Raw genomic sequence first — 22,636 nt, 5'->3', positions numbered from 1 at the left:
GTGGCCCCCTTCCCCGCCCAGGCATCGGAGATGTGGGACACAACGGCGGCGAAGGCAAAATCGATGCGAGCGCGCATGGGTCAGTAACTCCAGATCGGGCGTACCGGCGACGGCGGCATCGGCACATCACCACGGCGGGCGTCGAAGTGATAGCGCAGGTAGACGAGGAAGCGATTCGGCGCGTAATAGTCCGAACGCTCGAACTGCGCCTGAGCGCCGATCACCCAATGACGGTTGACCCAGTATTCGGCACGCCCGAGAAGCGAAAACCCCACGCCGAAGCCGCCGCCCGAGCCGTACGTCAAGTTGCCGCTGGCCGATTGCAGCGTACCGTCCGTCGGGAAGTACGGCATCGATTTCTCCTGACTTTGCGAGACGGACACCGACCCGCGCAGGTAATACGACCAGCGTTGTGTGCGGCCGTACCACTCCAGCGGCAGCGTTAGCGACACATAGGTTTGCGGGCTGTAGTAACCGCCATGGCCATAGGTATAGAACCGCTCATTCTGCGCAAAGCTGTCGAAAAACACCGTGACACCGGTGTTCATGCGCATGTCGCGCCGGTAGACGAGCGGCAGGTCGACACCAGCGCGCGCCGACACCTCCGAGTTGTTGAGCACATTCTCGCCGGTCAGTCGCGCCACGCTCGCTTCGCCAAAAATGCCCCACTTCAGGAAGTCGCGCGACGCGTGGAACGTCAGGGCATCGCGCCGCACCCCGCCCCATTTGCCGTCGCCGAAGATCTCGGGCAACGGCAGGTACGACCCGGCGTACGACACCATGCTGCCCGCCATCGGCCGACGCGACGCGTCGACCCAGTAGTGGTAGCGTCCCACGTTGCCGAACAGGCGCACGCCGCCGGTCACATAGGAAATGGGAAAGCCCACGGGCGTATGGCCGACGTCTGCCCGGATCCAGTCGTTCTCATAGCCGAGCATCAGCGCCTGTCCATGTGCCTTCTGACGCTTCGTGCCGTAGTCGCCCAACACACCGGGATTGGCGGCCCGGAACGCGGGCACGTTAAGCAACGGCAGCGTGCCGAGCGCCGACGTGCCATTGAGCGGCAAGTCGCCAGCATCCGCGCTCACGTAGTCGGTCTGGGCGAACACGTGGCCGTCGTAACCGAGCGCGTATTGGCCGTACACCGGCACGGCGCGCGCATTGAACATCGAGATACCGCCGTCGCCCTTCTTCTCGTCGATTTCATAGCCCGCCGCGACATAGCTGTTACGCCGCGCTTCCAGCGAGTCGATAGCCGACTCGGCCGACGTCATGCCGTCGTAGCCGGGTAGCGCGCCTTGCACGATTTCCTCCTTGCGTGCCTGGTCGTACCATCCCTTCGCCTCGCGATAATGACGCTGCGACTGCGCGATGCGCCCGCGCTGCACGGTCACAGCGGGCGTATCGGGGAATTGCGTGCGCAACGTGTCGTTGAGTGCGATGGCCTCGTCGAAGCGATCCATCGCCGTGAGCCGTCGCACAACGCCCAGCTGTGTCCAGACGTCGCTGGGCGACGCCTCGGCCAGTGCGCGATCGAGTTCGCGGTTGGCCGCCGCGTCGTCCTGCATCTCGTAGAGCACGCGCACGAGCGACAGGCGCGCGTCCTGATCGTTCGGATCCTGGCGAAGCTGCGCTTGCGCGATCTTGCGCGCGTCGTCGAAACGGCGCTCGTCGAAGTACAGATCGCCGAGCATCGACAGCGCGCGTTTGTCGGGCGGTTGACGCGAGAGCAATGGATCGAGCTTCGCGCGCGCGGTCGTGAAATCGCCCAGCGCCCGCGCACGGTCGGCCTCGCGCAGGGCGAGACGATCCTGCAAGTCCTGCCGTTCGGCGCGCTGATCCGCCCCGAGCGTGGCCGGATCGATGCCGGCCAGGAACGTGCCCAGTTCCGCATCGCGTTCCGCCGTATCGAGCAATTCCGCGTAGCGCAGTTGTGCGTCTGGCTGCGGCTTGTCGGCGTGCGCCGCCAGCCAGTCGCGCATGAGCGCCAGCCCCGGCTCGGGCTGTCCCGCCGCCACGCGGGCGCGCGCGACTTCAGCGATCAGTTCCGGGTCGTCGCCAGCCATTGCCAAGGCATCGGCATAGCGCCGCTCGCTCTGCGCGTCGTCGCCGGCGGCATGCTCCTCCCGAGCCAGACGCGCCGTGTCGCGAATCGCGAGCGTCGTCTGCATGCGGCGGATCGACGGCGTGACGTTCGTGACCGGGATCTGCGCGAGTGCGGCACGAGCCCCGACTTCGTCGTCGATGACGTTCAAATAAAGCGCCTGCGCGTACAGCATCTGCGCGCGGTCGTCGGGCGGGAGCGGTTGATGCAGACCCTCGGCCATCACGTCGCGACCGATCTGCGGCAGGCGCAGCTTCCGGTAGAGGGTTGCCAGCGAGTAGCGGGTCCAGGCATTGCCCGGGTCGAGCGCGACGGCGCGCTCCAGGGCCGCGAGCGCCGGGCCGTGATGACCTTGTGCGATCGCGCGCTCGGCGTCGTCGGACAAGGCAGCGGCCTCGGCCTTGTCGAAGCGCGCCTTGTCCTGTGGGAAGCGTCGTCGCAGATCGCCGAGCAGGGTCGCCAGTTCGGCGCGGCGCTCCTGGCGCGAATACAAGGTAATCAGGCCACGCAATGCCGTGTCGTTATCCGGCTCGATCCTCAGCGCCTGCTGGAAGAGCCGCTCGGCATCGTCGTTGCGCTTGTCGTCGAGCGCAATCTCGCCCAACAAAGCCAGACCGTCGGGATTGCGCGGGTCGCTGGCCAGGGCGCTACGCACGAGCCGGTCGGCCTCGGCCAGACGACCGGCGTCGCGCGCGGCGCGCGCCTCGGTCATCGCGCCCCAGAAGCGCGACGTCTGGAGCAGCGCACGCCACTTGTTCGCGTTTCCCGGATCCTTGCGCAGCGCCTGTGAAAACAGCGCTTGCGCCGCCTGATGATCGCCTTGACGCATCTTGACGAGCCCCAGCGAGCCGAGCAGTTCGCCGTCGTTGGGGCGCTTGGCGCGCGCCGCGTCGAGCGACGTCTGCGCGTCGCTCAGCCGCCCCTGATCGAGCGCCTTGATGCCAGCCTGCCTCGCCTGATAAGCGGGATCGTTGAGCATCCGCGTGCGGGCTGCCTGTTGCGCGTTGAGCTTGTCGTACGCCGCGCGGATCTCGGTATCGTTCGGCGAGAGCGCGAGATAGCGCTGATAGAGGGGCAGCCAGGCCAGATTGCCGTCCGCCCGCGACAATCCTTTCTGCCAGAGCGGCAGCAAGGCGTTCAGATCGGCGTCGGGCCGCGCCGCGAGTTCGGCGACCATTCGCGTGCCTGCCAAGCGACTCGCCGGACGGTCGATCATCAACTCGGCCAGCGATTGCGATGCGCGCGAATCGCCAGGCGCGTCCTTCGCGAGCGCTGCCAGCCCCCGTTGCGCCGCGGGCCAGCCGTGGGTGGCATTGGCTTGCGCCCGGTAGTACTCGACGCCAAGATCGCCACTGGGCGGACCGTCGGGAAACAGCGCCTGGTACTGCGCGAAGGCGGCGTCGGCCTGTCCGCTGCGCTGGAGCAGTCGCGCGCGCGCCATGCGGGATTTGTCGACGGTGTTCACGCGGATCACGTCGGCCAGCGCTTGGGTGGCGGGCGCGTTCGGATAGCGCGCCTGCAACGTCTGCAAGGCCTTGCTCGCTTGCTCTGGGTGATTTTCTTCACTCTCGATCTGGCCGAGCAGCGATAGCACGTCAGGTTGCTCCGGTTGCACGAGCAGCGCCTTTTCCAGCGCTGCGCGAGCAAGATCGTTGCGATGACGGGCGTGCCAGAGCGTGGCGCTCGCAAGCAGACGGCTCACGTCGCGATTGGCGGCCACGACATCCGGCTTGCCGCCCTCGCCCGGGCTCGGCGCGGCGCGCGCGGGGACAACACCGGCGGCCATCAGCACACAGGTCAGACACGCGGAGCGAATCACCGTGTTGCGCAAGTCGCCTCCCATGGCACCTGCAACATGCCGTCGGCGGCGAAACGGAAGCGCCCATCGCGCCAGCCGAGACCGAACAACGAGAGCACCGAGCTGTAGTAGCCGGGTGCCGCTTGCGCCTCGAGCGCGCGCGCACGCGTCACTTGCGCCTGCGCTTGCGCGGTATCGCCCACCGCCTGAAGCAGCGGCACAAGGGCCGCCGAAAAACCGGACCCGCCGGATTGACTGGCCGTGCCGTCGCGCGTATCGACCCGTTCGGGCGGCGCACCGTGAGCCGCGACAAACTTCAGCATGCCGCCGAAGGTGTGCATCAATGCGTGAAAGTCATCGCTGCCGGGCGCGAGCATGCCAGCCCATAGGTAGACACGAATCGCGTTGTAGCTGCCCTCGCCCTTCGTGTCCGGATCGATCTCGAAACCGCGGCCCGCACGATACATCGCCCATTCCGGGGCGAATCCCAGCGGTGGCGCCGTCAGCGTGATTTGCTTGAGCGATGACGGGATCAGTTGGGCCCAGCCGCTTTCGGGAAAGCGCCCCGCCAGATAGCGCACCACTTGCATCGGCACATAGCTGGGATTGAGCCGCCACAGATCCTTCGCGGGATGAAAGCCGACCGGCGCCGGCAGCAACGTGCGCCCGAGACCGGGCACGACATCCGTCTCCTCCGACACAATGCGGCGTGCAACGAGGGCGCCCAGCGCGGTATACCGCCGCACGTTCCACAATCGCCCTGCCTCGCCCAGCGCGTAGGCGATCCACATATCGGCGTCGCTCGCCGGGTTACGGTCGAGCACGCCCCATTGCCCGTCGTCCTTCTTGCCCCAGAGCCATGCGGGCAGGTGAGCGGTCAAATCGCCCTGCGCCAGATTGTTGACGGTCCAGTCGAGCACCTTGTCGAACGTGACGCGATCGTTGGCCATCAGCGCGAAGGTCAGCGCATAGGCCTGACCTTCCGACACCGTGCGCTGATCGTCCATGCTGCGATCGATCACGCGCCCGTCGTCGCTCAAAAAGCCCGCCTTGAAGCGTGTCCAGTCAGGCCAGTCGACCGTGGCACAGGTTCGCAACTTCGTCGTGGTCGTGGGCGCGGCCTTCGCCGGCGCGCTGTGCGCCGGGTGTGTCAATCCGCCGAGCACCGGCAACGCACTGCATGCGGCGAGCGCACGCAGCACGGCCCGACGGCGCCGGCCCACACTTTCGGCGCGTGTCATTTACTGCTCCAGACGACGCGCAGCACGCCGCTGCAACCAACCGAAGCACTTGAGCGCAATGGCGAACGCCGCAAGCAGTGCGACGAGCCCCACCAGAATTGGATGGCTTGAAAGGTGATAGCGAATGCGGGTCCACCAGCTCACATCGCCCACGAAGTAAGTCTGGCCAAGGCGGAATGAATCGGCACGATCGCCGCTGAACACCGCGAGATCGCCATGGATCTCCGCCCGTCGGGCGTTGTCGCCGATGGCATCGACCACGCTGAGCAATGCGTCGTCGCTCGACGCATTGATCGCGACCACCGAGCGCGAGCGGGTCACCGGCGACTCGAATCCGATGAGCGCGGCGAGCGGCCCCTTGGACAATGCGTCCATGTGCGCCGGCCCGACAGGGCTTGCCGCAAGCGCCGAGCCTATCGCACCGTCGCCCCGCGAGGCCTGCGGCTGGGCCGTCATGACCCGGCGCGTCTGGTCGATGATCAGCGGCAGATTTTTGCCCCACTTGACCAAGAGGTCAGCCACCTCCTGGCCGCCGACCATCAGGAGGTCGCGATCCTTGAAGCGGTCGGTCTGCATCGTGTCGAGCACTTCGAAGCGATCGGCATAGACGCCAGTCGACCGGCCGAACTGGCCGAGCGTCGAAAAGACGGCTTCGAGCGCCGCGGTGTCCGGCGTCTTCGACATCACGATGGCCGTCTGCGCTAGATCGGCGTACTTCGTGAAGGGGAATCCGCTGCCGACGAAGAAGCTCAGGTTCGGCATCTCGGCGTAGTGCGGCAGGCCGCTGAAATCGATGGTCGAATCGGCGTCGATGGCCGAACGTGCCGCGTGGGTGATCGACTGACTGCACATCCCGTCCTTGTGCGGCTCCATCGCGAACTGAAACGACAGCGAATTGCGCGACGCCACCTGGAACGCGGGGATGCGCACTTCCTTGCGATCGGCCATGGTGCCGTCGGAGAGCAACTCCACGAGCATGTGGCTCTTGTCGATACTGGCGCCCGAGGCGCGAAGACGATAGGCGCGCACGAACTGATCGTTGATCGACACGCTCATCGACGAATCGTCGGGCTTCGCCGGCGGCGTGTAGCGGTACTTCAGATCCATCGGCACGCCCGTGTTCTGCCACGTGAGCAGATCGGCGGGAAGATTGAGGCGGAGACGAATCGGCCACGGCATGTAGCCGCTCGCTTGCAGGTCGCTCGGATTGTCGACCAGTTCGCCGAACTTCACGGGGCGGTCGGTGCGCACCCACCGCGGCGCGTCGTACGCCGCGCGCGGTGGCATCGGCGTGAGCGCGTCGATGCGCATGGCGTCGCCCGACAATGCGGCGCGTCCCGAGACGAGCGCGAGCGCGGCCGTCTCCAGATCCTTGGCGTCGCGGCCCTGCACGACGAGCAATTTGAGCGACGGATCGTCCGGATTCGACATCATGCGCAGGGTCGGGGCATCGACCTTCGGCAAATCGAGTCCCGGGAGCATCGTGTCGTTCGTGACGAACACGATGGCGTGCTTCGACGGCAACGTCTTCACGCTGACAGGGAAGCGCGTACGGCGATAGTCGCCGATGGCGCCCGCCCACGTCGCCACCACACCGGCGGCATGCACCACGGCGAGCGACGGCGGCGCACCGAAGACGAACGGAACGGTCTGGTCCCGGTTGTCGTGACGGTCGAAGAACGGCGCGGGCAGCAAGGCCAGATCATTGCGCAGCGTGAGCGCCTGCGTGCTCGTAACGATCTCGCTCTGCGGACTGATATCCGCCCATAGACTGGAGTGCAACGGATCCTCACACTCCATCGTGTAATGCCCGATCAGCACCAGTCGCACGCGGTTGAAACCCGAGAGCAAGCGGGGGTCGAGTGCAATCTCGCGCACCAGGTTCTTGCCGCCGTCCTGCTTGTTGAACGGCAGCGTGGCGACCAGTTCTTCGTTCAGATATATCTTGAGTTGCGAGAGATCGGGAATCAGCGCGGGCGAATAGGTGTAGCGCAGCCGCAACAGCGCCGAGGCGACCGTCTGATCGAGTCGGATTCCGAAGTTGACGTCGCCCGATCCTTCGGTGCCGCGCAATCGCAGGCCATCGGTCTGGCCCAACTGGGCAAACGTGACGGTGCGCTGGCGGGTACCGGCCGATGCCGCGGCAAGCGCCACGGTGGTCCCTGACGGGTCGGGCGACGCCGCGGCGCCCGACGCTGCGCCCAGCGCGGCGACGCCGCCTGTCGGCAGCGCCATCGGCGCCTTTGCTGCCCGGCTTGCCGCCGGTGCCGCGATCGCCAGGCGAGTGCCCGCAAGGTCCATCGCAGTGGCAGCTAGCAGACAGATGGCGGAGATTTTTTTGTAACGCGACCAAGACGCTCGAAGCTGCATGTGCGATGCCTCATCTGTTCTTGTGCTGCATTATTGCCGCTCTCACATGAGGCTTGCCCGAAGGACCCGACGTCTCACCACGTCGTTGTCCGGCAATCCTAAGATTGCCGGTGTCCGGCGGAACTGCACATCATGCGTGTCTGACAGCGGTAGATGCGCCATGCTAGCCTGCCTGAGTGAGAGGAATCAAGCGAACTTTGGGCTTCGGTCACTGAAGGCCCGGTGCACCGGCTGACCGGCCGGCAGCGAAATTGCCCTGCTTTCGAGGCACCTATACAATGCCTTGAATGCGCCAGACCGAACCCTCATCCGCCAAGGTCACGTTGCCCATGACAACTGTCACGCCCAACCCGCAAACCGCCGACGCGACGATCGAGCGTCGTTATCCGTCGGATATCGATCGGTTGCGCGAAGTCGTCGGCGTCGATGTGCTGCCGTTCTATCGCGACGAACAAGCGATCGTTGCCAACCGGCAGGCGCGCGAACGCTGGCCGCATCTGGTCGCCTTCGCTGACTCACGCGGCGCTGCATCGACGCTGTCGGCCGCATCGGCGGCGACGACTGTCGCGCCGCGCTCCAGCGCGCGCTGACCTCGCATGCGCGACACCTCGATCGTCGCCGCCTTCGATTTCGACGGCACCATTTCCACCACCGACAGTCTTCGCATCTTCGTGCGCGAGACGGTCGGCACACCGCGCTTCGTGGCTGGGGCCCTGCTCGCTTCGCCGTGGCTGATCGGCGCAGCGCTGCGTGTGGTCGACCGGGGCACCGCGAAGGCCGCGTTCCTGCGCGCGTCGCTGGGTGCACGCACACGGGCTCAGCTCGAGTACGATGCCAAGCGGTTCATCACGCAGCATTTGCCCCGCCTGCTTCGTCCCGAGATGCTCGCGCGTTTGCGACAGCACCGGGCGATGGGACACCGCATCGTGCTGGTCAGCGCCTCACCCGGCTTGTACTTGCGCCTATGGGCCACCTCGGTCGGTTTCGACGCCGTTCTCAGCACTGAGCTGGCGTATGACGAACTCGGTCGTTTCTCCGGCCAATTTGCCGAGCCGAATTGCTGGGGACCGGAAAAAGTGCGGCGTCTCGAAGCCTGGTGGGCGGCGTCGCCGCCGCGCGTGCTGTTCGTCTATGGCGACAGCCGGGGCGACAAAGAAATGGCCGAGCGCGCCGATTACGCCTGGATCCGTGGTCAGGGCAAGCTCATGCCACTGCCCGATGCCGACGCATCGCGGCAGGCGCCCTGACGACGACGGATCGTCCGCACATGCCCACGACGCCAGAGCCCCGCCGCCGCGTTGCCTGGATGTCGCGGCTGGCGCGACTCGAACCCGTAGCATTCTCCCGATGGGACGCGGTGCATGCAGCGCTCTCCGTTGCCGTGCCCACCGCCATCGGCGCGGCCATCGGTCATGGCGCAGACGCCTCGCTCATCGCGCTCGGCGCGCTGCCCGCCATCGTCGGCGACCGAACCGGCCCCTATCACACGCGGGCACGTTCCATATTGCTGACCGTCGCCACCGGCGTCATGGGCTTCTACACCGGCATGCTCATCCACGACCTCGGCATGTCGCACCCGTGGGCCGCGCATGGGCTGCTGCAAGCGGCGATCCTGCTGCTCAGCTTCATCGGCACATTCGGCAACGTCGCGTCGGCGGCGACCTTGCAGGGCGCCGTATACCTGATCGTCGGCTGGGGCCTGGCCCTTCCACCGCCCGAATGGCGCGCGCCGCTGCTGCTTGCGGCGGGCGGGGTGTTCAGCGTGCTGCTCATGGCCGTTCACTGGCTGCGGCACCCGGGCGCCGCCGAGCGCGACGCCGTCGCCGCGATCTATCAGCAACTGGCCAACGTACTCGACGCAAGCGGTACGCCGCGCGTCAGGCTCGCGCGCCGCTCGCTCGAGAACGCCATTGCCGCGGCCTACGACACGCTGTTGAGCGCGCGTGCGAGCACAGCGGGCGGGTGGGAAGTGCTTGAGCGCAGGGCCGCCCAGATTCTGGCGGCCGAGCCCATCACCTCGGCCGTCATCGGCCTTGCACAGGGTGGCAGGCCGCTTCCCGCACCACTCGGACGCGCGTTGTACGGCATTGCCCGGCGCATTGCGCGCGATCGGCAGCTCGACGTGGCGGCCACCGTGGCGGTGGCAAAAGACAACTACGCGCCGGCGCTCGCGGCGGCGTTGCATCGCGCCGAACCGTTACTCACTGGCACCGTGCATGCGGCCGAAGCGCCCCTGGTTGCCTTGGCGCGTCATCGGGCGCGTGCCACGCCCGGACGGCAATGGATACCGAAGTGGCCGTGGCCCGACGTATGGCGGTACTTGCTGCGAATTGGCTTGTGCGTGCTGGCCGCGCAGATCTTCATTGCGCTCACGGCACTGCCGCGGTCGTATTGGGTGCCGCTCATCGTCGTGGTCATCTTCAAGCCGAACTATGGCTCCGTGTTCGCCCGTGCGTTGCAGAGCGGCGTGGGCAGTATCGTTGGCGTTGCCGTCTCGGCGGCCGTCGTCGCCATCGACCGGAACGGGTGGGTCAGTCTTGCCGTGCTCGTCCCGCTGGCGGCGTGTCTGCCGTGGGCGTTGCGGCGCAATTACGGGTTATTCAGCGCCTTGTTGCTACCGATACTGATGTTGGTGATGGGCGCATTGCAGCCGGGCAGTCAGGGCATTGCATTTGCGCGGTTCATCGATGCCGTGGCGGCGTGCGCGATCGTGTTGCTCGTGGGGTATTTACCGTGGGCCAAGTGGGAGCGGCATCAACTCGACGAGCGCGTTGCCAATGCGCTCGATGCGCTGGGTCGATATGCGGCGCTTGCCGACACGCAAGATGTCGATGCAGCGTTTGGTGCTCGGCGGGTGGCCTACAAAGCGCTCGACGACGCGCGTATTGCGTTACAGCGGGCGTTGTCCGAACCGCCGATGGTGAGTCGTCGGGCGGCGCGCTGGTGGCCGGCGCTAGTGGCCTTGGAGCGTGTGGCCAATGCCATTACGGACATCGTTCCCCGAGCGGGGGCGCATGACGCGCAGGTCAATCCGGGGGCGGCGGTGCTCACGCGGATGGCGGCGGCGATTCGGCATGGTGGGTTGGGGCCGGCGATGCCGTCGGCGTTGGCAGCGGGAATAGATCCGGGGTTGGACGAGGCGTTGCGCGCGGCCATTGGCGTGTTGTTTGGCGATGCGAAAAAGGCGGGCTGAACGGCATGTTGGCGGCGACCGGGCGACACTGATTCCGGTCGGAGGGGAGACAACGCAGGCATAATGCGGGCTTCCGGCGCATCCTGAGGGAAGTGAAGAAGACGGACCGGAGCCCCTTTCTGCAGCGAGTTGGGTTTATGTTTGAGAGGCGGAAAGGGGCTCCGGTCCGTCTGGGGCGGGCTTCCCGACAGAGGTTGATCTCCCGACAGAGACAGGCTCCCCGTCAGAGGGGGGGGGGGCGTCCCGCCCAAGCTTCCGTGCGCCGCCACGCTATTCAGAAGACATCGCATGAACACTACCCCGACGCTAGCCTGGACCGAAGACGGTCGCCCCGTGACTGCACGCTGGCGTTCCGAAGCTGGCGTAACGCCGCCGCACCGAGTGGAAGTCGTTGACGACACCGTGACGGCAGACGAGGCCTATCATCTTGCCTGTGGCGGAACGGCCTTGCTGTACCGAGGCGACTACCAGAATGCGCGTCAGTTGCTGCAGGCGATGGCGCGGCGGGTAGATCGTCCGCCGCATCGTCCGCGCCGCAAGCCCGCGGCCAAGGGCGAGGCAGCCCTCGCCAGCCCGGCCGACGCCTTCCACAAGTATCGGATGGCGCAAGCGCAGCGTGCCCGCATCCTTGGCATGGTGCTGATACCGCTGGACGCTGACTATGGCATTCCGTTGCGCCGCGCGCCGGACGTTCGCGAGGCGTGCGCCGAAGCTTGGGGCGCGCCGGACACCACCCCCTCGGTGGCATCGCTGCGCGAAATCCTCGGCTTGATCGGGGCCCATGAATGGCGCAAGAAGGGTGTGCCGATTGCGGCGTTGGCCGCGTCGATTCACCCCTGGTACGGCGTGTATTCACCCATACGTGGCGAGTATCTTCAACTGATCGATCAGGCGCCGCTGCCGGCCAAGACCCTGGCGTTCGACATTGGCACAGGCACCGGCGTGATTGCCGCGGTGCTTGCCCGTCGCGGCGTGCAGCAGGTCGTCGGTACGGAGCGCGATGCCCGTGCCCTGGCGTGTGCACGCGAAAACATTTCGCGGCTTGGTTTCGATCGCGCCGTGAAGATCGTCGATGCCGACCTGTTTCCCGAGGGCAAGGCACCGCTGATCGTCTGCAACCCGCCGTGGGTGCCGGCCAAGGCAAACGCACCCATCGAGCATGCAATCTACGATCCGGACAGCCAGATGCTCAAGGGCTTTCTGAACGGCCTCGCCGCCCACCTGAGTCCCGGCGGCGAAGGCTGGCTGGTACTGTCCGACCTGGCGGAACATCTGGGCTTGCGCACGCGCGAGACCTTGCTCTCGTGGATTCACGGCGCTGGTCTGGTGGTGCTCGCGCGTCACGACGTGCGCCCGCACCATCCCAAGGCCAGCGACGCGAACGATCCGCTGCATGCGGCACGCGCCGCCGAAGTGACCTCGCTGTGGCGTCTCGGCGTTCGTCCGGCTTGAGGGTCGGCGATCTCGGTTGACGCTCGGTTGACGTGGACCACGCCCGGCGGCCACCCCGGCACCGGGCTCGCGCGATATCAGCGCTGGGCCTGAAGATAGGCCGCGGCGCCGTCGCCCGCTACACACGCGCTCGCAAAGCACGCCGTGAGCAGATAGCCGCCGGTGGGCGCTTCCCAATCGAGCATCTCCCCGGCGCAAAACACGCCGGGCAAAGTCTTCACCATCAAGCGCGCGTCCAGCGCTTCCAGCGCGACACCCCCGGCACTGCTGATGACCTCGGCAATCGGCCGCGTGCGCAACAGCGTCAATGGCAAACGCTTGATGCCGGCGGCCAGCGCCGCCGGGTCGTCGAACGCCTCACGCGGCAAACACTCGCGCAGCAACGCCGACTTCACGCCCGCGAGCCCCAGGCGACTCTGCAGATGGCTCGCCATCGAGCGCGAGCCTCGCGGCCGGCCCACTTCCTCGGCGACACGCTCGAGACCCCAGTCCGGCAACAGATCCAGATAGACCTGCGTGCTGCCCTCGGCACGAATCGCATCGCGAATAGGGGCGCACAACGCATACACCAGACTGCCTTCGATGCCCTGCGCCGAGATCACGAACTCGCCTTTGCGCGTCGTGCCGTCCCGTAAAGTCATCGTGACCGATTTCACCGGATGGCCCGCGAACCGCTCGCGCATGTGCGGCGTCCAGTCCGACTCGAAGCCCGCATTGGCCGGCAACAGCGGTGCGACCGCCACGCCATGATCGCGTAGCCACGTCACCCAGGCGGCGTCCGAGCCCAGTTGCGGCCAACTCGCGCCGCCCAGCGTCAGCACCACAGCCCTCGCCCGCACGCGGCGCTCGCCCCCGGGCGTTGCAAACCGCAAATCGTCCGGGCCGGCCGACGCCCGGGCGTCCCAGCCCAGCCAGCGATGCCGCACATGCAGCCTCACGCCCGCCGCGCGCAAACGGGTAAGCCATGCCCGCAACAGCGGTGCCGCTTTCATGTCAACGGGAAAAACGCGACCGGAACTGCCGATAAAGGTATCGATGCCCAGCCGATGGGCCCATGAGCGCACATCGTCCGCGCTGAACCGGCGCAACCACTGTGCCACTGCGGCCGCACGTTTGCCGTACCGGGCCACGAACGGCTCCGCAGGCTCGCTGTGCGTGAGATTCATACCGCCCTTGCCGGCCATGAGGAACTTGCGCCCGACCGACGGCATGGCGTCGTACACATCGACGCGCCACCCCGCCGCCGACAGCACCTCGGCCACCATGAGACCCGCGGGGCCCGCCCCGATCACGGCCACGTCGATCGTCTCGGCGGGAGCAAGGGTCGAAGTGTCAGACGGCGAGAGAGAAGCGCTGGATGGGGGCATGCTTGGAAATGATGTCGCGAAATCACGGCTGTCGCACCATGCCGGGCGGGCGCAGGATACTCGCAGGCGCGGCGGCGAAGGCCGCTATTGTCCCACAGCACCGACAAGACCGTCCGTGCTTTGGCGTTACAATCGCCCCCCATTCATGCTTCCCCCTGGAGTCGCGCATGTCGTCAGCCGATCCCACGTCGATCGGACGCACCGCTTACGCAAGTTTTGCCGAGCGCTACGCCGAGATTGCCGTGACTAAACCGCATAACGCCCTTTACGAGCGCCCTGCCACGCGCCACCTGCTCGGCAGCGTCGGCGGCCTGCATGTTCTCGATGCCGGCTGCGGCCCGGGTATCAACAGTGCGTGGCTCGCCGAGCAAGGCGCGACGGTACACGGCATCGACGTCACACCGGAGATGATCGCGCTGGCGAGAAAGCGCTGCGAAGGACTCGCGGCAACGTTCGACGTTCAGGACCTGGGCGCGCCGTTCTCCTCGTTGACCGACCACCGCTTCGACGCCATCGTCAGCGCCCTCGCACTCGATTACGTGGAAAACCTCGGACCGGCGTTTCGCGAGTTCGCGCGGGTTGCCAAGCCCGGCGCGACGCTCGTCTGGTCGATGGGGCATCCGATGCGCGACTGGCTTGACGAGCGCACCCGGCGCAACCGCCCCTACTTCGACGTCACGCGATTTGGCATGTACTGGAGCGGCTTCGGGGAGCCGAAGCCCTATGTGGAGTCATACCGGCGACCGCTCGCGGGCATTCTGAATGCCGCGGCAGACGCCGGCTGGCAACTCGAGCGCATGGTCGAACCGCTGCCGTTGCCGGAGATGGCCAGCGTCGACCCAAGGCTTTACCGCGAACTCTCGCAAGCGCCCGCCTTCCTTTGCCTGCGCGCACGCCTGACCAAACCGGCGGGCTGAAATGCCCGCGGCGATGCGTCTGGCGACGCGTCACGTCACGACTCGTCGCGCGCCCCCCAGGGAATAAGCATCGTGGCCGTGCACGTCGCCCCCACCAACACCGCGGCCACGCCGTAGCGCGACACCTCCGGCAGGTTGAACAGCAGGCCATGAATCGTGGCGAATATGCCTCCGAGCGTCACAAATGCGGCGATGGAGGCAATCACGACGCGGGTATCGGAACACATACGGCACCTCGCAACGAGACCACGCGCGTTGCGAAGCGTTTCATGCGGGGAAATCGGCCCGACCCGGAGCGTGCCCGGCCAGAGCTGCGCGACTTTCGGCTGACTTCGACGGCGTCCCTCACTTAGCAGTGTAGAACGCGGCGAACCAAACGGTTAACCCGACTCAGGGCTTGCGCTGGGTATCCTTGGAATCGCGCTCGTCGTCGCTCGGCCAGGGCGTGAGCATCGCCACGATAAACAGAATACCGAACAGCACCGTCACCACGCCGCCCTTCATGACGTGCGTTTGGTCGTAGAGCAGACCGTGGATGGTGGCGAACGCACCGGCCAGCGTCATGAAGGCCGCGATCGAGGCGATGACGACGCGAAATTCCGAACCCATAGCGACTCCTGATCGTGATCGACGAGGGTGCCGCTGACGTAACCTCTCAAGCAGCAACGTCAGCTTACGCCGATCAGTGCGGCTCGCCTATTGCGTCGCATGACGAAACGTTCGCGGGTTTGACGCGAATCAAGTCGACCAAGAAAAGTCTTCCCTCGGCGGGACGTCGGAGGTGAACGACGATGTGCGTCGCTCAGCGCCGGGCGGCTTGCCGCCTGGCTTCGCGTACCCAGCGAAAGTGCCCGCTGCGTAACAATACGGGGCCCGAAAGCCCCATCGTCAGATATTCACGCGTGAGTGCGTGAATATCCGTTCGCCCGTGTTCGAAGGCGTGCAACAAATCGTCCGCGCGCGCCGAGTAGGCGCCGAAATGATCCTCCAGGGCTTCGGCCGACACGGCGCAATCGATCGGCCGACCATTGACGACAACCGCGAATTCAATCGTCAGATCTTCATAGTTGAATACGGGACGGTGATCCGGAAACTCGATTTGCATGGCTGCACCCCCGGCTGACGAATGGACGCGTTCGACGCATCGGCTGATACGTTGCATCCAGCATAGTGCATCGCCGAACAATCCGTGAGTCGCATCGCTTATCGGTGCGTCATTGGCGATTGGACCAGGTGCCGCGCGCCCATCATCGCATCCATCACGCGAGAAAGTTTACGCAATCAATTGATTTGTATAAACAATTACCCATTCACACCCTCTCTATGCTCGAGAAATTCGACGAATCCGGTGATGAACACGGTCAGTTGCTGACGAACGGCGTCGTCCTGGAGCTTCCCGTCGGCATCGATGACCTTGTTCGCGTGCGACACCATCAGGCGCCCCTGCCACCAGGGCGTGGTCTGCAGCGTGCGCAGCACCGGCATCCATGCGTTCTGGCTCAGAATCGTGCCGAAGCCGCCGGGCGATGCCCCCATGACCGCCACGGGCTTGTCACGGAACACTCGCGCACTATCGGCAGGTGGCCGCGATAGCCAGTCGAGCGCATTCTTGAACACGCCCGGCATGCCGTTGTTGTACTCCGGGGTTGCGAGCAACAAGCCGTCGGCTTGTGCGATGGCGTCCTTCAGCGAGGCGACGGCGGCTGGAATTCCCTCGCTTTCTTCCACATCGCCGTCATATAGCGGAATGCCATGCAATGTGCGGATGTCCAGCGTGACGCCGGCGGGCGCCACCGCCTTCGCCGCCGCCAGCAACGCCGTGTTGTATGAGCCCTTGCGCAGGCTGCCGGACAAACCAATGATCGTCGTCATCGCGTCGACTCCCGATGGCGCTTACGCGCCGCGTTGAAATGAATAAAGACTACCCAGGTCGAGCAATTGCGTGAGGTCGTCGAGGGCGCTGCGGCTCTCGTCGAGCAGGGCCGGGTCGGCAAGATCGCCCACGGCCAGCCGGTCACGATAGTGGCGCTTCACCCATTCGGTGAGCGTGGCGTACCGTGCGTCGTCGATCCAGAGCCCCGGGTGGGTCGCCTTGCGCTCGTCGTCGGTCAACACCACACGCAGACGCAGGCATGCCGGCCCGCCGCCGTTGCGCATGCTCTCGCGCAAGTCGAACACGTGCAACTCGCGAATCGAACCCCCACTGGCCACCAGCGATTCGAGAAAGCGCCACACGGCCGGGCGCTCATGGCACTCCTGCGGCACCACGAGCGACATCCCGCCGCCCGCCGCGGGTGCCCGCGCAAGTAACTGGCTGTTGAAAAGATAGCTGCCGACGGTGTCCTCGATCGAGACGTCGTCCGTGCCGACCTCCACCACCTCCAGCGAGGTGCCCCGGGCCGCCAGCCGCTCGCGAAGCATCGCCAGCACCGCCGCCTGATCGACGAACGCGCGAGCATGGCAGAACAGCACGTTGCCATTGCCCACGGCGATCACATCGTTATGGAAGACGCCAGCGTCGATGGCGTCGGGATGCTGCTGTGCGAACACTACGTCGTCTGCCGCCAGCCCGTGCAGACGGGCAATCGCCTGACTCGCCTGCAGCGTCTGGCGTGCAGGGAACCGACGCGGTGCCGGCGCGTTCGCCAGATCGTCTCGTCCGTAGACGAAGAACTCGACCCCGCGCTCCCCGTAGGCCCCGCACAGCCGCGTATGGTTCGCCGCGCCCTCGTCGCCCAGGGACGGCCAGCCCGGCAGGGCGTCGTGATGCGCAAAGCGGGCTTCGTCCGGGAACGCAGTACGCAGCACGCGTGACGTCGTGTCGTGCTCGAACGCGCGATGCAACTTGCTGCACAAATTGGCCGCCGTGAAATGCACCCGGCCGTCAGCCGTGTCCGCCGAGGGGCTGACGGTGGCGGCGTTGGCCGTCCACATGCTCGCGGCCGAACTTGCCGCACCGAGCACCTCGGGCGCCGTGCGAGCCGCCTCGCGTATGACCGCCCGGTCGTCGCCTGAGAAGCCAAGCGTGCGCAACAAGGCAACCGACGGACGCTCTTGCGGCGGCAAGACGCCCTGGGCGTAGCCCAGATCGGCCAACGCCTTCATCTTGGCCAGCCCTTGCAGCGCCGCCTCGCGCGGATTCGATACGCGATTGGCGTTGTTTGCAGAGGCAACGTTGCCGAACGACAACCCCGCATAATTATGCGTGGGGCCAACCAGTCCATCGAAGTTGGCTTCGAGGGCAAAACGCGTCATATCCATTCCTGGGAAAGCGGAAAAAAAGTCGAGATAGAAAGATCAGCACGCGGCAAAGTCCAGGCCCGGACCGAGGTGCTCGGGCAGGATCACCCGCGGGGCCTCCATCGACGCTATCGGGTAGGCACAATAATCGGCCGCGTACCACGCACTGGGACGGTGGTTGCCGGACTCGCCGATGCCCCCGAACGGCGCCGCCCCGGCCGCGCCCGTCGTCGGCCGGTTCCAATTGACGATGCCCGCGCGGATCTCGGCGAGAAACTGTTCGTAACGCGCGGGATCGTCGGACACCAGACCGGCCGCCAGCCCATAGCGCGTGCGATTCGCCAGCGCGATGGCCTCGTCGAACGTGTCGTAGCGCAGCACCTGAAGCAATGGGCCGAAATACTCTTCGTCGGGTAGCGCATCGCGCGCGGCCAGCGACGTTACGTCGATCAGCCCCGGCGTGAGCAATGCCGAGCGACCGTCCGGCTGGGCGAGTGGAAGGATCGAGCGGGCGCCAAGCGTCATCAGGTCGGCCTGAGCCGCCGTCATGCGACGCGCCGCCTGAAGCGACACCACCGCGCCCATGAATGGCTGCGGATCGGCATCGTAGCGTCCGACGACGATGCGTTGCGTCACCCACGCCAGTCGTTCGATGAACGCGTCGCCGTGCGGCCCACGCGGCACGAGCAAGCGTCGGGCACAGGTGCAACGTTGCCCGGCTGAGAGGAAAGCGGACTGAACCGTCACATGGACGGCCGCGTCGATATCGGCTGGCGCATCGACGATCAGCGGATTGTTGCCGCCCATCTCGAGCGCGAGGAGCTTGTCGGGACGCCCTGCGAAGTGTCGATGCAGGGCGCGGCCCGTGGCGGAACTGCCGGTGAAACACAGCCCGTCGATACCGTCGTGCGCGGCGAGCGCCGCCCCTGTCTCGCGCCCGCCCTGCACGAGGTTCAATACCCCTGGCGGCAGGCCCGCTTCGATCCAGCACCGCATCGTTCGTTCGGCCACGCCGGGCGCCAGTTCGCTGGGCTTGAAGACGACGCTGTTGCCCGCGAGTAGCGCCGGCACGATATGCCCGTTAGGGAGATGCCCGGGAAAATTGTACGGTCCGAAAACGGCCATCACGCCATGCGCCCGATGGCGCACGACGCTCTGCCCGTCCGCCACGGCACTGCGTCGCTCGCCCGTGCGCTCCTGGTAGGCTTTTGCCGAATGCGTGACCTTCGCGGCCATCGTCGCCACTTCGGTGCGCGCTTCCCACAGGGGCTTGCCGGTCTCTCGACCGATGGCGTCGGCAAGCGTTTCGATTTGCGCGGTCACGATCGCCGCGAAGCGCTGCAACACGGCCAGTCGCTCGTCGACACTTCGACGCGCCCAATCGCGCTGTACACGACGCGCGGCCTGGACGGCGGCGTCGACATCGGCCGCATCCGCCGCATGGCCCTGCCACACGACATCGCCCGACATGGGATCGAGCGCGCGGAATTCCGCCCCGTTGGCAGTGCGCCAGACACCTTCGACGTACAGATCGGTCATGAACGGCAATCCCCAAGGCCACGCTCGATGGAACGGCGTGCGATGCGGATCATGATGACACGGATTCGACCGCCGGAACAATGTGCGCATGCCGGACGGACCGGCAAAACCGCATGTACAGGGCGTTGCCCTGCATGGGCGACGTGATACACCGAACCGGCCAACGACGCGCATAAAATACGAGTCTGCATTTCTAGAGATCCTTCATGATGACCGACGCCAATCGTTCGGCCCTGCGCCACTGGCTAAGCGACGTGCGCGAATCGCACGACAGTGTCCCCAGCGAAGGTATCGAGCCCTGTGGCGTACGCTGGCAACGCCACGCTGAAGGGGTGCTCGAACTGACACCCGCCGACGCGGACCAGGTCACCGGCACGCTCGACGCGCGTGGCGGTCAACGCTTCGACGCCATCCTCTCGTGCGGGATTCACGGCGATGAAACCGCCCCGATCGAGATCGTTGACGGCATTCTGCGCGACATTGCCGACGGCCGCCTGACGTTGCGCGAGCGTGTGCTCGTCGTACTTGGCAACCCGGACGCCGTACGTGCCGGCAAGCGTTATCTCGAATACGACCTGAACCGGCTGTTCCAGGGCGCTCACGCCAAGCGTGCGGAGTCGCCCGCCGTGCAGCGCGCGCGTGAACTCGAAGTGATCGTGGCGCAGTTCTTCGCCGAGACGCGCGACGCACGCCGCCTGCGTCGGCACGTGGACATGCACACGGCGATTCGCGCGTCACTCTTCCCCCGCTTCGCGGTGGTGCCGAGTCCGCCGCAGCGTCCAGCAAGCGACGACTGGATCGAGACACTTGCCGCGGCCGATATCGAAGCGGTGATGTTGACCGAGCAGCCGTCCGTCACGTTCTCGTATTACACCTGTGCGAACTTCGGCGCCGAGAGCTGCACGCTCGAGCTGGGAAAAGTCGCGCCTTTCGGGCAAAACCGTCTTGACGATTTTGCCGGCATCGACGCCGCCCTGCGCCGTTGGTTGTCCGGCGCGCAGATGGGCAAGCGCGATGACGGCAAGGTGCCGCGCGCCCGACGCTTTCGCGTGGCCGCCGAGATCGTGCGCCGCACGGACGCATTCGTGCTCGACGTCCCGGCCGACACACCGAACTTCACACCCTACGTGGCCGGCACCGTGCTGGCGCGCGACGGCGAGACCACCTATACGGTTTCGCATCCGGAGGAACGCATCGTGTTCCCCAATCCCGATGTCGCGAACGGACTGCGTGCCGGGGTCATGGTCGTGCCCGATGCGTAACGTGTGACGCAAAGCACGGTCAATGCCTGATCGCGCATCGCGGACTGGCCTGAAGCCACTACGCAACTTCGCGAATGAACGACTTCAAACGACTGTTCAGGCGTGGCCGTCAAGGACAGACGGGGGTAGCATCGCCCGCTTCATTTCGTCCCTTCCTGCCTGAGGCCCGGCAACTTGCCGCCGGCCTAGTCCTGCCCACGACGCCATGCTCCGCAACTGCTTCTCGTGCCTTCCAACCATCCTTCTTGCGTCCGATACCCCGCTCGCCACCACCGAGGTGACCGACGCCGGGCGACCCGAGCCCGTCACCCCGCTGGAGGAGGATTTCGCACGCGCCCAGCAAGCTGCCGCGCAGGCCAGCCTCGCGGCCGGGTCGCCGACCGCGCCCATGACACGGACGTACGCGTGCCCGAGCCCAGGCGCGCTCAGAGAGTCTGCGGAGTTCGCACCACGCCCCGTACTTCGGACGTTCTCGGCACCCCCCACCCCGACGCGGCCGTCGACAGTCGACGCTCCCACCTTCATGATCGACATGTACGCGGGACCGGGTGCAAGCCGCGCGCTACGCATCTTCGATGCGCTATGGCAGGAGGTTGCCTTGCCGGCCCTGAATGCGTTGGGTCCGCCCGCCGTCACCAACGGATGGCGCGCCCCACGCACGCCGCTGGCGCCGCCTTGGCCTGAGGGCCTGCCAGCGCCCGTCGACATGGCGACGCAGCCGTGGCACGACACCTTGCACACGCATCTGCATCGCCAGGCCCGAACGCTTGCCCTCCATGGGTTCGACGTTGACGACGTGAGCGATCATCTGGAAGCGCTCTTGCGCGAGCAGCGACCGGTGTTCTCCTGGCGCGCGTTCTGCATCGGCACCCTGCGCGACGCGCTGCCGTTCGCCGTCGGCTCGACGCTCGCCTCATTGTTGACTGAGACGACCGATCCCACCCGTTCCCAAGCCACGTTCTGGCCGCCGATGGCCGCACTGGCGATCGTGCTGATCAATCTGCTCGGCACGGCGGGCTTCAACGTGACCCAGCGGCAGTACCGCAACCGGATCGCGCGCACGACGCCGGCGCCTGACCTGGAAGGACTGAGCGCGATCCTCTCGACCCCTTATCGGGCGGCCTTTGCACAAGTGCTCGGCTTCGTGTTTTGTTACGGAGTGCTGCGCAATGGGGCGCGATACGGCATCGAACGCGGCATGTCACGCTGGTTTCCCGGGATTTTCACCCGGCGATTCGGCGACACCCTCCACGCGGCGCTGGAAATTCCACTGGCGCCCGTCCCAGGATTGACGCTGTTGCCGATCATCCACCAGTTGGGCACGAGTCGGCATAACGCCAGCCTGCAAATCCTCACGCAGGACAATCTGGCCGAGTTGCTGATCGAGGCCGCGCGACGTGAACCCGACGACCGGGAAGCGCCCGCAAGTCTGCAGGCGTTCGTCCGCGATGTCCGTGGCATGCTTCGCTCTGCCCCGCCCCGGCTCATCTGGTTCGCGCTCACGGCCACGTTCTACTACCTTGCATGGATGGGCGACGGCTCGGCGCACGGCCATGGCCGCGACAACGCGACGCGATGGGACGACGGCGCCAATGCCCTGAACGCCACGCAGCTCGCGCCTGACGAAGATTCTCCGAGTCTGGTGGAAGACGCTCATGTCTTTGCGGTGCTCAACGTGCTCTACGGTCTCATCGGCCTCATCTTCTCGATCGGCCACAGCGCCGCGCAGCGCGAGGACATTCGCACTGCGCACGAACGTCGTGCGCCGCGACCGAAGATCAGCACCATCACGGTGGTCACGATCGCCGACTCGGGGGTATCGTCGGCAAGCGCCATGTCGATGCGCCCCAACAGCCCGCACGGGGCCGTGACCGGGGAAGTCAATAACAACAAGGTCCCAACGCCGCCACGCGCCATCCGCGCCCTCCCCGCCCCGCTCGCATCGCACACCGCTTCGCCACCCGTCGCAGGCGACCGCCACGTCGATGACGGGCACGCGAGCCTTCGCCCGCCGGGTTCGCGCCGACACGGCACGACGACGGCGCCCGGCGCGCTGAGCCCACCGCTGCGCCGTACAAGGTGGCCCAGCGCATCATCCGACGACGCTGACGAGCCCCGCGAAACAACACCCCTGTGAGGCGCCTGCGCGGCGC

17 protein-coding genes are annotated in these 22,636 nt (G+C 66.3%); 7 read left to right on the top strand and 10 right to left on the bottom strand.

From position 1 onward, the window contains the following. Positions 1-80 precede the first annotated feature (80 nt). Genes PanNE5_RS17940 through bcsB form a run of 3 tightly spaced genes read right to left on the bottom strand, consistent with a single transcriptional unit; the run spans position 81 to position 7,378 of the window. Complete coding sequence (locus PanNE5_RS17940) at positions 81-3,947, bottom strand: cellulose synthase subunit BcsC-related outer membrane protein (RefSeq protein WP_261938512.1); 3,867 nt, start codon at positions 3,945-3,947, stop codon at positions 81-83. After that, on the bottom strand, positions 3,920-5,143 hold the full coding sequence (gene bcsZ / locus PanNE5_RS17935; protein WP_017232217.1) for a cellulose synthase complex periplasmic endoglucanase BcsZ: 1,224 nt from the start codon (positions 5,141-5,143) through the stop codon (positions 3,920-3,922). Before bcsZ ends, PanNE5_RS17940 begins: the two co-directional genes overlap by 28 nt. Beyond that, positions 5,144-7,378 carry a cellulose biosynthesis cyclic di-GMP-binding regulatory protein BcsB gene (gene bcsB, locus PanNE5_RS17930; protein WP_261938511.1) on the bottom strand — a complete coding sequence of 745 codons (2,235 nt, stop codon included), beginning with the start codon at positions 7,376-7,378 and terminating at the stop codon, positions 5,144-5,146. A 464-nt stretch (positions 7,379-7,842) separates the two neighbouring features. Here bcsB and PanNE5_RS17925 point away from each other — a divergent pair, with 464 nt between their 5' ends. The 4 genes from PanNE5_RS17925 (at position 7,843) to PanNE5_RS17910 (ending at position 12,158) form a co-directional block, all read left to right on the top strand. Next, complete coding sequence (locus PanNE5_RS17925; RefSeq protein WP_157211349.1) at positions 7,843-8,103, top strand: hypothetical protein; 261 nt, start codon at positions 7,843-7,845, stop codon at positions 8,101-8,103. Positions 8,104-8,109: 6 nt separating this feature from the next. Continuing rightward, positions 8,110-8,760, top strand: coding sequence for an HAD-IB family hydrolase (locus PanNE5_RS17920; RefSeq protein WP_017232220.1), 651 nt, complete (start codon positions 8,110-8,112; stop codon positions 8,758-8,760). 20 nt (positions 8,761-8,780) lie between these two features. Then, complete coding sequence (locus PanNE5_RS17915; protein ID WP_261938510.1) at positions 8,781-10,706, top strand: FUSC family protein; 1,926 nt, start codon at positions 8,781-8,783, stop codon at positions 10,704-10,706. Between the two features lie 288 nt (positions 10,707-10,994). Beyond that, entirely contained in the window at positions 10,995-12,158 is a 1,164-nt protein-coding gene (locus tag PanNE5_RS17910; protein WP_026131653.1) for a methyltransferase, read from the top strand. A 77-nt stretch (positions 12,159-12,235) separates the two neighbouring features. Here PanNE5_RS17910 and PanNE5_RS17905 read toward each other — a convergent pair whose 3' ends face one another. Next, positions 12,236-13,456: a TIGR03862 family flavoprotein gene (locus tag PanNE5_RS17905; protein ID WP_017232223.1), complete on the bottom strand. Its 1,221-nt coding sequence runs from the start codon at positions 13,454-13,456 to the stop codon at positions 12,236-12,238. Positions 13,457-13,692: 236 nt separating this feature from the next. Between PanNE5_RS17905 and PanNE5_RS17900 the strand changes: the two genes are divergently transcribed. Beyond that, the gene (locus PanNE5_RS17900; RefSeq protein ID WP_261938509.1) at positions 13,693-14,442 is read left to right on the top strand and encodes a class I SAM-dependent methyltransferase; all 750 of its coding nucleotides are present in this window, start codon (positions 13,693-13,695) and stop codon (positions 14,440-14,442) included. Positions 14,443-14,477: 35 nt separating this feature from the next. Here the strand turns inward: PanNE5_RS17900 and PanNE5_RS17895 are convergent, their stop codons facing one another. The 6 genes from PanNE5_RS17895 to astD form a co-directional block, all read right to left on the bottom strand. After that, entirely contained in the window at positions 14,478-14,669 is a 192-nt protein-coding gene (locus PanNE5_RS17895; protein WP_017232225.1) for a DUF2964 family protein, read from the bottom strand. Between the two features lie 163 nt (positions 14,670-14,832). Next, entirely contained in the window at positions 14,833-15,051 is a 219-nt protein-coding gene (locus PanNE5_RS17890) for a DUF2964 family protein (RefSeq protein WP_017232226.1), read from the bottom strand. 193 nt (positions 15,052-15,244) lie between these two features. Beyond that, positions 15,245-15,547 (bottom strand): DUF1488 domain-containing protein, encoded by a 303-nt coding sequence (locus PanNE5_RS17885; RefSeq protein ID WP_017232227.1) that lies wholly within the window; start codon positions 15,545-15,547, stop codon positions 15,245-15,247. 197 nt (positions 15,548-15,744) lie between these two features. Then, positions 15,745-16,314 (bottom strand): NADPH-dependent FMN reductase, encoded by a 570-nt coding sequence (locus PanNE5_RS17880; protein WP_017232228.1) that lies wholly within the window; start codon positions 16,312-16,314, stop codon positions 15,745-15,747. A 21-nt stretch (positions 16,315-16,335) separates the two neighbouring features. Next, complete coding sequence (gene astB / locus PanNE5_RS17875) at positions 16,336-17,697, bottom strand: N-succinylarginine dihydrolase (RefSeq protein WP_261938508.1); 1,362 nt, start codon at positions 17,695-17,697, stop codon at positions 16,336-16,338. Positions 17,698-17,739: 42 nt separating this feature from the next. After that, the gene (gene astD, locus PanNE5_RS17870) at positions 17,740-19,221 is read right to left on the bottom strand and encodes a succinylglutamate-semialdehyde dehydrogenase (protein ID WP_261938507.1); all 1,482 of its coding nucleotides are present in this window, start codon (positions 19,219-19,221) and stop codon (positions 17,740-17,742) included. A 206-nt stretch (positions 19,222-19,427) separates the two neighbouring features. On the opposite strand from astD, the gene astE reads away from it, so the two are divergent. Then, on the top strand, positions 19,428-20,483 hold the full coding sequence (gene astE / locus PanNE5_RS17865) for a succinylglutamate desuccinylase (RefSeq protein ID WP_017232231.1): 1,056 nt from the start codon (positions 19,428-19,430) through the stop codon (positions 20,481-20,483). Between the two features lie 523 nt (positions 20,484-21,006). After that, positions 21,007-22,620: a hypothetical protein gene (locus PanNE5_RS17860; protein ID WP_017232233.1), complete on the top strand. Its 1,614-nt coding sequence runs from the start codon at positions 21,007-21,009 to the stop codon at positions 22,618-22,620. Positions 22,621-22,636: the final 16 nt, after the last annotated feature.

Origin of the sequence: Pandoraea sp. NE5 (genome assembly GCF_024363545.1) — a bacterium.
Taxonomy (GTDB): domain Bacteria; phylum Pseudomonadota; class Gammaproteobacteria; order Burkholderiales; family Burkholderiaceae; genus Pandoraea; species Pandoraea cepalis.
Note: the sequence above shows the minus strand (reverse complement) of the source record. Positions and strands in the feature narration are given on the sequence as shown.